Source organism: Caulobacter sp. GW821-FHT10E02, assembly GCF_059415225.1.
Map to the genome: position 1 here is coordinate 293383 of NZ_JBWKMV010000002.1, position 12596 is coordinate 305978.

A 12596-nucleotide genomic window follows, 5' to 3' on the forward strand; every position below is an offset into this window, starting at 1 on the left:
GGCCAGAAGTCACGTCTTCCGCAGCAATGCGCCGAAGCGAGCTCCGGACACGCTCGATCCCAGGGCCAGCAGTTCTCCCGGCGCCACGAGCCCGCTTGCCGCCAGGTCGATCATGTTGATCAGCGGATCGCAGGAAAATACGTGGCCGATCCGCGGGACGTTATCGAGATAGAGCTGATCGCGGCGGAATCCGGCCTGCTGCTCCTTCATGACGACGATCGGCTTCCACAGATTATTGTGCGCGAGGCGCTTGATGTCGCGCAGATCAACCCGCGCCCGCTCGCAGAGTTCGGCATTCACCCGCCGGGTCAGGTCGGCCGAGATATCGCCATTGCGCTTCATCATCCTGGCGTCGACCGCCGCCGCGGCGCCGAGCAGCTGGAATTCACCGCCCTGTCCGGCGCTGACGATGCAGCTTGCCGCGCCGTCGCTGAACACGGCGAAAGGGCGCAGCCTTTCATCATCCGCGCCGTTCGTGTCTCCGGCCGTCACCAGGATCGAATGGTGCCGCCCGCTGCTGACCAAAGTCTCGGCCAGGCCAAGCGCGGAGGTGAGCGTCGCACAGCGATTCAGGGTGAAGCCGTACGGCACGGCGTGGTGCAGACCCAGCGTATCGAGCAGGCGTCCGATGAAATCGGCATGCCCATCGACATCCGATGGAAAGCGCGTCGCGCACAGGATCACGGCATCGATCGGCGGCTGATGCGCGTCAAAATCCGCCAAGCTGCGGCGCGCCGTCTCGGCCATCAGCTCAACCGCCGGCCTGTCCGAAACGCGAAAGCGGTCCCAGCCCCACAGGCCCGCGTCGTCGATCATTTGATTTTGCGCGAGCCAGCCGGCCAGCCCAGGCATCTCCGCCACGCGCCGTTCTTCCTCCCCGAGGAAGTAGTGACAGCCGTGAATATAGACCTGCGATTTTTCCATGCCGCGCCGATCCGCCAGTTGGTGTGATGGACGTCTTTAAGCGGGGATGCGAAATGAAAGGCCTGCCACAATCAACCGATATTTCGCCGAAATCGCATACCGGCGTGAATGAATTTCAGTACACGCCCGTACATCGCTTTCTTGGCGGCCAGATCGGCAAGTTTCACTTCACTCCAACGGCCCGGCCGCTGGCCGACATCCTGTTGGCCGCGGAGCCGAACGAGATCGCCGCGTCCTTGCTGAAGGATTGCGAGAGCGAAGACCTTCTGCTGGCCGCCAAGCAAATCCTGGACGCCACCCTCGGCCTCGCGGAATGGGACGATGGGACGCTGGCGACGATCGCTCCGGCGCCCGCGCTCCGCGACGGCCGCGTTGACCAAGCCGCCTTGTGGCAATGGCTGGACGCGCACCGCATCGCCGCCGCCGCGACACTGGACGGCGCGGCCGCCCTGGGAACGGCGGCGAAGCGTGATCTCCTTCGCGGCCGAGCGGCGCTGTCATTGCTCGGCGATTGCTGGCTCGACACCGTGTCGCAACCCGCGTCCCAGCCCGGCGCCGTGGTCAACATCCTGTTCAGCCAGAGATGGTCGCTGCTGGGTGAGGGCTGTCTGCCCCGGTCCAGCGTCGCCATGCGCCGGCGGTCCCTGGAAGCGGAAGACATTTTCCTGCCGCCGATCTCCGAGGCGGACTTCTTTCACGCGGCCGCACCCGACGCGATGACCTCGTTGCAGGCCGCCTTCCTGCTATCCCTGTCCCGCTATCCGGCCACGTACCTCCCCGAACTGGTCGGGATCCACGCCGCCTGTCACGCCCTGGGGATCGATGACTACCTCGCGGGGCTGACCCCCGTGGTGACCCGCGAAGCCGCGTGGGAGGCGCTTAGCACCTATCTCGATGCGCTGGAGGATGACCCGGGGGCGGAAACCCTGTCCCGGCGCCTCGTCAATGCGATGCGCGTCTTTGTCACCCTGGAAAGGCGCCAGGTGTCCAGGCTGGCGGAACGCGGCGGGCGATCGACTGACCATTCGCTGGATCTGCAGGTCGCCGGGATTATCCAGCGTCATGCGCCCTTCGCCGGGAAGCAGCACAAGCTTGTCCGGGTCGGTGGCAAGCCGCTGTCGGAGGTTGTCGTCGAAACCGATCAGGATGTCGCCGCCTTCCTGCGCGACTTCAAGCGTTCCAGCTATCTGCGAGCCGATGCGAAAGGCAGCTGCCGCTTTCTCGACGCCATCAAGTTCGGCGGGCCGATGTTCGGCATTTTTTCCGAACACGAAGCATCCGTCCTCAAGTCGTGGTTCCAGGGCGCGGCGCGGACGGCCGACGCGCCAATCCTCCTGTCGGAGGCGCCCGATGAACCGGCAGCGCAATCGTGGCTCGCCAACATCAGGAAGCACGCCCCCCACGACACGGTATTCGAGGCCGCCGCCGATCTCGATGACCGGACGCTGTTCTACCGGCTCGTGAATATCGAGAATTTCGCCAACACCTTGCCGGTCGCGCTGGAGCGTGTGCGCGCCGGACTGGCTCAGGCGGAAACCCTTTTCGACGCCGAGACCGCGGGGCGATACACGGACGCGCGCTTCTTCGAATATTCGCCCGACGCCCTCGTGGCCCGGATCGAGTCCATCTACTGGAGCAAGCTTGTCGATCCGTATGCGCCGCTTGGCGAAATCCCGTCCCGCGACGAGGTCGTGTTCGGTCAGAAATACTACGCGCTAGGCAATCTGGTCGATGGCGCGTGGGCCTATCGAAGCAGCGGCACGGGCCGCGTCGAGAGAGTCGCCGATACGGGGCTATTCGCCATCTACGCCGATGAGATGGGGCTGGGCGACCTTGAGAAGAACCACATCACGCTGATCTATCGTGTCCTGAAGAGCCTGGGCATCGATCAGCCGCATATCCGCGAAGAAGCGTTCATCGATCAGGACGAAATCCCCGACATCTTTTATACGTTTCCGTTGAATCAACTGTCCTTCGGCCTGTTTCCGAACCGCTTCTATCCAGAGATACTGGGCTATAACCTGGGCGTCGAAATGTTCGGCCTGGGCGAGGTGCGACTGCATGAGATCCAGAAGCTGAAGCACTGGGGCTTCGACCCCATCTATGAGGCGGTGCACCTGTCCATCGACAACCTCTCCGCCGGACATGCACGGCAGGCGTTGACGATGATCCAGGCCCATCTCGCCGAAACGGAGCGCCGATACGGCGCCGCTGCATGCGCCGTCGAATGGCGCCGCGTCTGGAATGGCTATGCGTCCTTTGCCTATTTCGTGGAAGGCGGGACGCTAGAAGCGTCGCCCTCCGCCATGATCCACGACGAAGCTGGCGATCATTGCGCCTTTACGCTCTGACCCCTGGGAGAAGACGTGAAGATATTCGATCCATCGATTCTACGGCTGCCGCTCTACGAAGACCGGCATCGGCAACTCGCGGCGCGAATTGAAAGCTGGGCTGACGAGATATCGTCGGAACTCGGCGAGATCGAACGTCTGCCGCCAGCCGAGATGGGACGCCATCTGACCGCGCGGTTCGGCGAAGCCGGCTGGTACGCCGCTGTCGGCGGCGCCGACACGCCCCCGGACTTCCGCGGCATATGCTTGATCCGCGAGGGCTTTGCGTTCGTCCACGACCTGTTCGATTTCGCGTTCTCGATCCAGGCGCTCGCCGCTGCATCGCTGATCCAATACGGGTCCGTGGAACAGCGAAGCGCTCTGCTCCCCGATATATTGGCGGGACGGTCGATCGGGTGCCTGGCGATGTCCGAACCCCAGGTCGGCTCGGACCTCGCCAATGTATCGCTGCGCGCGGAACTTCGTGGCGGATCCTATGTCCTGAATGGGACGAAGACCTGGATTTCCAACGCCGACATCGCCGATTTCGCGATTGTCCTGGCCCGGACGGCGGAAGCGGGCGGGCCGCTGGGGCTGAGCCTGTTCTATGTGAGCGCGCAGACGCCCGGAGTGCGCGTCTCGGAAACGATAGAGGCGATGGCGCCGCGCGCCTTTGGGAGCCTGACCTTTGAAGACTGCATCGTGCCCGCCGACCAGATGATCGGAAAGCCGGGGCATGGCTTCAAGATCGCGGGCGAGATCCTTGAACGATACCGGGCGACGGTCGGCGCCGCCGCGACCGGCTTCGCGCGCCGCGCGCGGAGCGCGGCGCTAGGCTGGGCGCGCTCGAGACGCCTCTCCACCGGCACGGTGTGGGACATGCAGTTGACAAAATCGAAGCTCGCCGACAGCGAGGTGGCGCTGACCGGCAGCGCGTTGCTGATCGCTCAGGCGGCGTGGGAAATCGACCAGCAGGTCCGTGGCTATGGAAAGCACTCCAGCATCGCCAAGCTCTTCGCGACGGAGCAGGCTCAGCGAATTGTTGACGATGCGGTGCAGATCTTCGGCGCCGCGGGCATCGTGAAGGATACCGTGCCGGAACGTCTCTATAGGCAGATCCGGTCGCTGCGTATCTACGAAGGAACCTCGGAGATTCAGCGCCTAATAATCGCGGCGTATCTACAGGGTCCTGAAATCGGATAGCCGCTCGTGATATCGAGTCAGGTTCGCGATCCGAGGAGAAATTGATTAACCGCATCCGCGAACTGGTCCGGATCGTCGACCATCACGGCATGACCGGCCCCGGAAATTTCGCATAGATGGCCGTCTCTCAACATCCCAACTATACTCAAAGCTTCCTTTTTAGATAAGACCGCGGACCCCCTCCCCCTCACCAGCAAGGTCCTGCACAATATTCTATGCAGAAAATATTGAGCATTGTTGGTACGCGTCGACATTTTTCCGAATATTTCCGTGACTCGCCGATCAGCTTTGAGCACAAATTTCCCGTCGGCGTTCTCCCGCAAGGCATTGCCGACAATGTGACGAAGCATTCTTGGATGGGTCAGCGGCCGCCTTTCCAGTATCCAAGCAGCATACTCAGCGAGCGAATTGTAACCATCGCACTGCTCGTGGAACTGCGAAAAAATACTATCGTGAACAGTCCACGCGGTGCTCAAAGGCCAATCCACCAAGATCAAATTCGACACAAGGTGGGGCGCCGACGCGGCAACCATGATCGCCACCCCCGCGCCAAGAGAATGACCGATAATGGAGACGTTGCTATAGTTGTAAGTCGTAATTAAATTCAGAATGTCTCTGGAATAGGTTTCAACGCTATAGTTCGCCGCAGTATCTTCACGAGATCTTCCATGACCTCTGAAATCCACAAGTATGGAACGATATTTTTCCGGCAAGCGAGGCGCCAGATCGCGCCATACATAAGAACCCTCGCCGAACCCGTGAAGAAGTATGCAAATCGCGTCCCCACTACCGTATTCCTCAACGTGGAAAGGGAAGCGATCCGCCCCAAGCGCCGGCGCGTTTAGCAAGACTTGCTCCTTCATAAGGACCGCCTTATCCGCTCGGTGGAGCATATATACTATCGGTATTTCAGTATAGGCATGATGACGCGATCGAGCCGCCGCGCGCAGGCGTCACGCCTCATAGTCCTTGAGCGCCCTGGCCGCTTCGTCAAACGCCGACCATGACCGCTTGGCCAGGCTGCCGCCGACGCTGCACCGACGGACGCCGAGCTCGGCAAAGGCATGGATCCTCGCATCGTAGTCGTGCACGACCACATTGACTGGTTTCGGCGCGACGGCCGCCACCAGTTCGGCGACGGCGCCGGGATCCAGGATGAAGGGCACGAACAGACAGTCCGCGCCGGCCTCGGCATAGGCCACCGCGCGGGCGATGCTCTCGGCGACGGGCATGTCGGGCACGCGGAAGTTCTCGTTGCGGCCGATCAGCATCATGGTCGGATCGACCGCATCGATGGCGGCCCGCGCGGCGGCGATACGCTCGACCGCGAGGCCGCGCGCGTACATCTCGCTGCCCGACCAATCCTCGATCGAAAGGCCCGCGATCCCCGTCTCCATCGCCAGCGCGACGTTCGCGGCGACTTCGGCGGGGTCATCGGCGAAGCCGTTCTCGAAGTCGGCATTGATCGGCAGAGGGGTGGCGTCGACAAGCATCCTGAGATGCGCGAGCACCGCGTCACGGCTCAGATCGCCATCGTCCTTGCCGGCGGCCCAGGCCGCTCCGGCGCTGGTCGATGCGACGGCCTTGAAACCCAGCTTCGTCAGGCGGACGGCGCCGCCCGCGTCCCAGGCGTTGGGGATGATGAAGAAGCCGCCGTCATGCAGCCTGCGAAAGGTGGCGCGTTTCTCGGCGATCGTCGGCATGGCCGTCTCTCCTCTGCCTGGTGCAACGCCGTCAGATCCCGCCGTCAGCGGCCACTCGACTAGTCCAGCTCGACGACCGGTCGATCCTCGTCGCGCGGCGGGCTACGGAACTTGTCGGGGTTCAGCAGCGCCTCGGCGCGCTTGAGCAGGTCCTGCGGCCCGAACGGCTTGACCAGGTAACCGTCGGCGCCGGTGGCCAGGGCCTCGCGCACCGTGGCGGCGTCGCCGCGCGCGGTCATCATCATCACCGCCGCCTTGACCTTCTGGTACTTGCGCAAGAGGCGCAGCACGTCGAGGCCGGTCATGTCCGGCATGTTGATGTCCAGCAGCACCAGGTCCCACCGGGCGGTCTGCAAGGCCTTGATGCCCAGCTCGGCGGTGGCCACGGACGAGACGCTGTAGCCGGCCTGGGCCAGGACGAGTTCGACGAACTGGCGGACGACGGCGTCGTCATCGATGACGAGGACGGCGGGGGACGCGGGCACGAGCGAACTCCTCTAGTGCATGAAGCGGCGGGCCGGCGCCTCGGCCACGGCGAGGTCCGCGTCCCAGCGCTGAGCCAGGCCGATGGTTCGCGAGACGAGCGCGCGAGTCAAATCAAGAGCCGGCCCGGGATCGCGACCGTCGACAATCGCGCCCTCCAGTTCGCGGCAGGCGTTGGAGAGGTCCAGGAAGCCCATCAGCCCGGCCGAGCCGGCCAGGGCGTGGGCGTCCTCGCGCATGGCGCGGGTGTCGGCGGACTGGGTGAAGCGGCCCTCCAGTTGGGCCAGCAGGATGGCCAGCAGCGAGCGCACCGAGGTCGGGCCCATCACCTCGACGAGATCGCGGCGGACCGCCTCGCCGGGATCGTTGGCGGGCATGGCGGCGGGCGCCGGCGCTTCCGGCGCGCCGCGCAGCATCATGCCCAGCACCCGCTCCAGGGCGCCGGCGTTCAGCGGCTTGGTCAGATGGTCGTTCATGCCCACCGCCTCGCAACGGGCCAGATGCTCGGGCTGGGCGCTGGCGGTCAGGGCGACGATCGGGATGTCGGCGTAACGCGCGCCGGAGCTGCGGATGGTCTCGGTGGCCACGAAGCCGTCCATGACCGGCATCTGGCAGTCCATCAGCACGAGCTCGAACGCGCCGCCGTCCAGGGCCTCGATGGCCTGGGCGCCGTCCTCGGCCAAGCCGACCTCGCAGCCGTACTTGGACAGCAAGGCCAGCATCAGTTCACGGTTCAGCTCGACATCGTCGACCACCAGGATGCGGCGGCCGTTCAGGCGCAGCGGCTGGGCCTCGGGAAGCGGCTTGGCGTCGGTGCTGGTCGCGGTCGGCAAGGCGATCTCGAACCAGAAGGTCGAGCCGCGACCCACGGCGCTGTCGACGCCGATCTCGCCGCCCATCAGCCCGATCAGCTGGCGCGAGATGGCCAGGCCCAGGCCCGTGCCGCCGTAGTGGGCCGAGACCGACGAGCCAGCCTGGACGAAACGATTGAACAGACCCGTCTGCTTGGCCTCCGGAATGCCCGAACCGGTGTCGGCGATCTCGATGCGCAGGCGTGGCGCGGCCGGGTCCAGGGTCACGCAGCTCAGGCTGGCGGTGACGCCGCCGTTGGAGGTGAACTTCACGGCGTTGGATAACAGGTTCAGCAGCACCTGGCGGACGCGGCCGGCGTCGCCGACCACCTGGGCCGGGGCCTGGGCGTCGATCATGGTGCGCAAGCGCAGGTCCTTGGCGGCGGCCTGCGGCTCCAGCATGGCCACGGTCTGGCGCAGTAGCTCCGACGGATCGAACGCCGCCTTGTGCAGCTCCAGGGCCGCGGCCTCCAGCTTGGAGAAGTCCAGCACGTTGTCGATCACCGCGTGCAGGGCCTGGCCGGCGCCGTGCGCCAGGGCGACCCGCCGCTGATCCTCGGGCGAGAGATCGCGGCTCTCGGTCAGCAGGCGCGTGAAGCCGATGATGCTGTTCAGCGGCGTGCGCAGCTCGTGGGACATGTTGGCCAGGAAGTCGGCCTTGGAGCGGCTGGCGGCCTCGGCGTCCACGCGCGCGGCGGCCAGGGCGTCCTCCTGGACCTTCTGGACGGTGACGTCGCGCAGAACGTCCAGATAGCCGGTGGCCTGTCCGGTCGGCTCGCGGATCAGGACCGGATTGCTCTCCAGCCAGATCCACTCGCCGCTGAGCTTGTGACGCACGCGCCAGCGCACCCGGTCGACGGCCTTCCCGGCCAGCAGGCGGCTGAACGCGTCGCGGACCAGGTCCTGGTCGTCGGGATGGGTGATCGGCAGCGACGAGCGGCCGACGATGTCCTCGGGCGCATAGCCGGTGACCGTCTCGCAGGCCGGCGAGACGAAGGTCGCCAGGCCCAGCATGTCGCTGGCGACGATGATGTCGGTCGCGTTCTCGGCCATCAGCCGGTAGCGGTTCTCGATGGCCCGCTGGTCGGTCAGGTCCTGGATCTGGCCGATGAAGTGCTTGGGCGCGCCATCCTCGCCGCGCGCCAGCGACACCGACAGCCGCACCCAGATCGCCTGGCCGTCCTTGCGGATGTAGCGCTTCTCGGTCTGGTGGCTGCGGATCTCGCCGCTCAGCAGCCGGTTCATGTAGCTGAGGCCGGACTCGATATCGTCGGGGTGGGTGAGCGCCCGGAAATCCAGCGTCCGCGCCTCCTGCGCCGTGTAGCCGATGATGTCGCAGAACACGCTGTTGATCTTGACGATCCGCCCGGTGAGGTCGCCCAGGCCCATGCCGATCGGCGCCTCGTGGAAAGCGGTCTCGAACAGCTCCTCCTGCACGGTCTTCTCGGCCAGCAGCGCCTGATGCTGCTGGAACGCCAGCTGGCGCGACATCTGCGCGCCCAGCATCGAGGCCAGCACGCGCAGGATGTCGATGTCCTCGTCGTCGAAGGCGCTCTTGTGCTCGGAGAACACCTTCAACACGCCCAGGGCTTCGGCCTGGTGCATCAGCGGCGCGCAGACCATCGAGCCGACCCCGACCTTGACGCAGGCGGCGCGGTCGACGCGGGCATCGGTCAGGGCGTCGGCGCAGATCAGCACTTCCGCACTCGCCACGCACAGGCCCGAGAAGCTGTCCGCGCGCTTCAGGCGCATGCCGATCAGGCTCTTGTCGGTGGCGGCGCGGTAGACGAGGTCGCCGCCGTCGACCAGCTCGACGATCGCGCCCTTGGCCCCGGTCAGGTCGGCCAGGTGTTCGACGATGGCCTGCATGAAGGCGTCGAGGTCGAGGCCGGCCTCGGCCAGCGCCGCCTGGGCGGCCGCCAGGCGCGTCATGCGATCCAGGCGCGCGCGCAGGCTTGCGACGTCGTCCGCGGTCTCTCCGGCCATCACGCACTTTCTGTGTCGCCCCCTGGCGAGGGGCTGGACCTTCATCCGTGCGTCAAAAGCATGAAGGGCGGGTTATCCACGTTGTGTGCAACCTTTAGCCTCTTGATCCCGCCGCGCCGGGCGGCAAGGCTGAAGGCGGCGACAGCACGTCGTCGAAGCCAGGATGGACCGATGCCGCCAATCGCCGTCGCGCCCTCGATCTATGTCGTCGACGACGATCCTCTGGTGCTCGCGTTCCTGCAGGCGGCCCTTGCGCCACAAGGGTTCACGGTCGAGCTGTTCGAGTCCGGCGAGGGCATGTTGGGCAAGGCCCGGGTGGCGGTCCCCAGCCTGTTCGTCATCGACGTGCGCCTGCCCACCACCGACGGCATCGAGCTCGTTCGGACCCTGCGGTCGATCGACGCATGCGCCGAGGTGCCGATCCTGATGCTGACCGGCGAAGGGCGCCTCGACCGCATCGTCATGGCCATGCAGGCCGGCGCCAGCGGCTATCTGATGAAGCCGTTCTCGCCCGAGCAGATCGTCGCCAAGATCCGCGACCTGGCCGCCTAGAACCCGCTCCAAGACCAACGCTGTCAGTTCGGATCGGACCGCGTCCGACACGATCGTTCAATCATGGCCTCGCGCCCAGGTCGAAACTGGCGGTCATCCCCCGATCCGCCGCAGGAGCGCGACCGTGTCCGAACACCTGACTATCCATGTCGCCGATGGCGACTTCCAGGCCCTGGTGGTGCGCCCCAGCGCCGAGCCCGCCCCCGCGATCGTCCTCATCCAGGAGGTCTTCGGCGTCAACGACGGCATCAAACAGATCGCCGGCGAACTGGCGGACCAGGGCTATATCGTCGTCGCCCCCGACCTGTTCTGGCGCTTCGAGCCCGGCATGGCGCTGTCCGAGGCTTCGCCGGAAAACATGGAAAAGGCCTTCGGCTACTACAATCGCTTCGACTTCGACAAAGGCGTCGAGGACGTCGTGGCGACGATCAAGGCCGCGCGGACGCTAGAGGGCGCCAACGGCAAGGTCGGGGTGACCGGCTACTGCCTGGGCGGGCTGATGACCTTCCGGGCCATGGCGGCCAGCGACGCCGATGTCGGCGTCGTCTACTATGGCGGCGGCACGGACAACTACGTCTCCGAAGGCGCCAAGATCCGCGCCCCGCTGCTGATGCACCTGGCCGGCGACGACGAATATATCGGCAAGGACGCCCAGGCGAAGATCCACGCGGCGCTGGACGGCCATCCGCGCATCCAGATCCACACCTATCCCGGCCGCAACCACGCCTTCGCGCGGCCCGGCGGCGACCACTATGACGACGCCGACGCCAAGACCGCCAACGCCCGCACGGCGGCCTTCTTCAAGGCCCACCTGCTCTAGGGAAGTTGGCAGCGCACCGCTTCGCCGATGCGCTCGGCGTCGGGGCCCAGCACGACGTGGACGACCTGGTCGCCGACCCGGACGACGCCGCGCGCGCCCAGGGCCTTCAGCGCCGGCTCGCTGACCGCGCCCTGGTCGGCGACGACCAGGCGCAGGCGGCTGGAGCACGTGCCGACGCTCTTGAGGTTGGCCGCGCCGCCCAGGGCGCCCAGCAGCTTCTCGGCCTTGCGGTCGTCCTCGATGCTGGGCAGCACCGAGGGCGCGGGCTTGGCCGCCGCCACCGGCTTGGCCGGCGCCGGAGCCCCCATGGCCGCGCGGATCTCGCCGGCGACGCCGTCGGCGATGGGACCGAGCACGACCTGCAGCGCCTTGTCGGAAGGTCGGACGACACCGCGCGCACCCAGGGCCTTCAGGGCCGGTTCGTTGACGACGCCCTGGTCGACGACGATCAGGCGCAGGCGGGTGGTGCAGGCGTCGACGGTGGTCAGGTTGGCCGCGCCGCCCAGGGCCGCCACGAAGTCGGCCCCGCGTCCGCCGCCGGTGGTGACGGTCTCGACGGCGACAGTCTCCTCGTCCTCGCGACCGGGGGTCTTGAGGTTGAAGCGCGTGATCGCGAAGCGGAAGACGGCGTAGTAGAGCGCGCCATAGGCCAGACCGATCGGGATCAGCAGGACGGGATTGGTCGCCTTGCCGAAGTTCAGCACGTAGTCGAACAGGCCCGCCGAGAAGGTGAAGCCCAACTTGACGTTCAGCAGGTTCATCAGGGCCATGGCCACGCCCGTCAGCACCGCGTGCACGGCGTAGAGCACCGGGGCCAGGAACATGAAGCTGAACTCGATCGGCTCGGTCACGCCGGTCAGGAACGAGGTCAGGGCCAGCGAGAACAGCATGCCGCCGACGGCCTTTTTCCGGGCCGGCAGGGCGGTGTGGTACATGGCCAGGCACGCGGCGGGCAGGCCGAACATCATGACCGGGAAGAAGCCGCTCATGAACGCCCCGGCGCTGGGGTCGTCGGCGAAGAAGCGACGCAGGTCGCCGGTCGCGCCGTGGTAATCGCCGACCACGAACCAGGCGATGTTGTTCAGCACGTGGTGCAGGCCGGTGACGATCAGGATCCGGTTCAGGAAGCCGAAGACCAGCAGGCCCAGCTCGCCCGAGCCGACGACGGCCCGGCTGGCGGTGTCGACCGCGCCGTTGATGCCGTCGTAGCCCACGCCGATCAGCATCGCCATGACCAGGCCGGCCAGGCCCGCGATCATCGGCACGAAGCGACGGCCGCTGAAGAAGGCCAGGTATTCCGGCAGCTTGAAGGTCGAGAAGCGGTTGTAGAACAGCCCGCCGATCACGCCCGAGATGATGCCGATCGGCGCGCTGAGCTTGGCCAAGGCTTTCGCCTTGTAGGCCGCGCCCGCCAGGTCGGCGTGCTCCTTGACCAGGTTGGCGGTGACCTCGGCCGGCACGTGCAGCAGGGTCTTGGCGCCTTCGGTGGCGATCAAGAAGCAGACGACGCCGGCCAGACCCGCCGCGCCGTTGTTCTCCTTGGCCAGGCCGACGGCGACGCCGATGGCGAACAGCAGGCCAAGGTTGGAGAAGATCGCATCGCCGGCGGCGGCCATGAAGCCGATGTTCAAGAGGTCGGGCTGGCCCAGGCGCAGCAGCAGACCCGCCACGGGCAGCACCGCAATCGGCAGCATCAGGGCCCGGCCCAGGGGCTGGAGGATCTCGAGCGGAGACTTCATCGGGT

10 protein-coding genes are annotated in these 12596 nt (G+C 66.1%); 4 read left to right on the forward strand and 6 right to left on the reverse strand.

Annotated elements, in window-relative coordinates; genetic code table 11:
* Window positions 1-9 precede the first annotated feature (9 nt).
* Window positions 10-924 carry a beta-ketoacyl-[acyl-carrier-protein] synthase family protein gene (locus AC07NI_RS11175; RefSeq protein WP_494618880.1) on the reverse strand — a complete coding sequence of 305 codons (915 nt, stop codon included), beginning with the start codon at window positions 922-924 and terminating at the stop codon, window positions 10-12.
* A 53-nt stretch (window positions 925-977) separates the two neighbouring features.
* On the opposite strand from AC07NI_RS11175, the gene AC07NI_RS11180 reads away from it, so the two are divergent.
* Both AC07NI_RS11180 and AC07NI_RS11185 read left to right on the forward strand, forming a co-directional pair.
* Window positions 978-3275 carry an iron-containing redox enzyme family protein gene (locus tag AC07NI_RS11180; RefSeq protein WP_494618881.1) on the forward strand — a complete coding sequence of 766 codons (2298 nt, stop codon included), beginning with the start codon at window positions 978-980 and terminating at the stop codon, window positions 3273-3275.
* Window positions 3276-3290: 15 nt separating this feature from the next.
* Window positions 3291-4457 (forward strand): acyl-CoA dehydrogenase family protein, encoded by a 1167-nt coding sequence (locus tag AC07NI_RS11185; RefSeq protein ID WP_494618882.1) that lies wholly within the window; start codon window positions 3291-3293, stop codon window positions 4455-4457.
* 17 nt (window positions 4458-4474) lie between these two features.
* Here AC07NI_RS11185 and AC07NI_RS11190 read toward each other — a convergent pair whose 3' ends face one another.
* From AC07NI_RS11190 to AC07NI_RS11205, 4 genes are all read right to left on the reverse strand, one after another.
* Window positions 4475-5320: an alpha/beta fold hydrolase gene (locus AC07NI_RS11190; protein WP_494618883.1), complete on the reverse strand. Its 846-nt coding sequence runs from the start codon at window positions 5318-5320 to the stop codon at window positions 4475-4477.
* A 90-nt stretch (window positions 5321-5410) separates the two neighbouring features.
* The gene (locus tag AC07NI_RS11195) at window positions 5411-6160 is read right to left on the reverse strand and encodes an isocitrate lyase/PEP mutase family protein (RefSeq protein ID WP_494618884.1); all 750 of its coding nucleotides are present in this window, start codon (window positions 6158-6160) and stop codon (window positions 5411-5413) included.
* 59 nt (window positions 6161-6219) lie between these two features.
* Complete coding sequence (locus tag AC07NI_RS11200; RefSeq protein ID WP_494618885.1) at window positions 6220-6645, reverse strand: response regulator transcription factor; 426 nt, start codon at window positions 6643-6645, stop codon at window positions 6220-6222.
* Between the two features lie 12 nt (window positions 6646-6657).
* The gene (locus AC07NI_RS11205; protein ID WP_494618886.1) at window positions 6658-9480 is read right to left on the reverse strand and encodes a PAS domain S-box protein; all 2823 of its coding nucleotides are present in this window, start codon (window positions 9478-9480) and stop codon (window positions 6658-6660) included.
* 171 nt (window positions 9481-9651) lie between these two features.
* Between AC07NI_RS11205 and AC07NI_RS11210 the strand changes: the two genes are divergently transcribed.
* Both AC07NI_RS11210 and AC07NI_RS11215 read left to right on the forward strand, forming a co-directional pair.
* Window positions 9652-10032 (forward strand): response regulator transcription factor, encoded by a 381-nt coding sequence (locus AC07NI_RS11210; protein WP_494618887.1) that lies wholly within the window; start codon window positions 9652-9654, stop codon window positions 10030-10032.
* A gap of 124 nt (window positions 10033-10156) precedes the next feature.
* Entirely contained in the window at window positions 10157-10852 is a 696-nt protein-coding gene (locus AC07NI_RS11215) for a dienelactone hydrolase family protein (protein WP_494618888.1), read from the forward strand.
* Here AC07NI_RS11215 and nagE read toward each other — a convergent pair.
* Entirely contained in the window at window positions 10849-12591 is a 1743-nt protein-coding gene (gene nagE / locus AC07NI_RS11220) for an N-acetylglucosamine-specific PTS transporter subunit IIBC (RefSeq protein WP_494618889.1), read from the reverse strand. The two genes, AC07NI_RS11215 and nagE, sit on opposite strands and share 4 nt — an antisense overlap.
* Window positions 12592-12596 lie beyond the last annotated feature (5 nt).

Excerpts from the sequence above, each read along its gene's own strand:
- AC07NI_RS11195 (WP_494618884.1), bottom strand. The coding sequence starts at position 6,160 with ATGCCGACGATCGCCGAGAAACGCGCCACCTTTCGCAGGCTGCATGAC.
- AC07NI_RS11190 (WP_494618883.1), bottom strand. The coding sequence starts at position 5,320 with ATGAAGGAGCAAGTCTTGCTAAACGCGCCGGCGCTTGGGGCGGATCGC.
- AC07NI_RS11205 (WP_494618886.1), bottom strand. The coding sequence starts at position 9,480 with ATGGCCGGAGAGACCGCGGACGACGTCGCAAGCCTGCGCGCGCGCCTG.
- AC07NI_RS11210 (WP_494618887.1), top strand. The coding sequence starts at position 9,652 with ATGCCGCCAATCGCCGTCGCGCCCTCGATCTATGTCGTCGACGACGAT.
- AC07NI_RS11175 (WP_494618880.1), bottom strand. The coding sequence starts at position 924 with ATGGAAAAATCGCAGGTCTATATTCACGGCTGTCACTACTTCCTCGGG.
- AC07NI_RS11180 (WP_494618881.1), top strand. The coding sequence starts at position 978 with ATGAAAGGCCTGCCACAATCAACCGATATTTCGCCGAAATCGCATACC.
- nagE (WP_494618889.1), bottom strand. The coding sequence starts at position 12,591 with ATGAAGTCTCCGCTCGAGATCCTCCAGCCCCTGGGCCGGGCCCTGATG.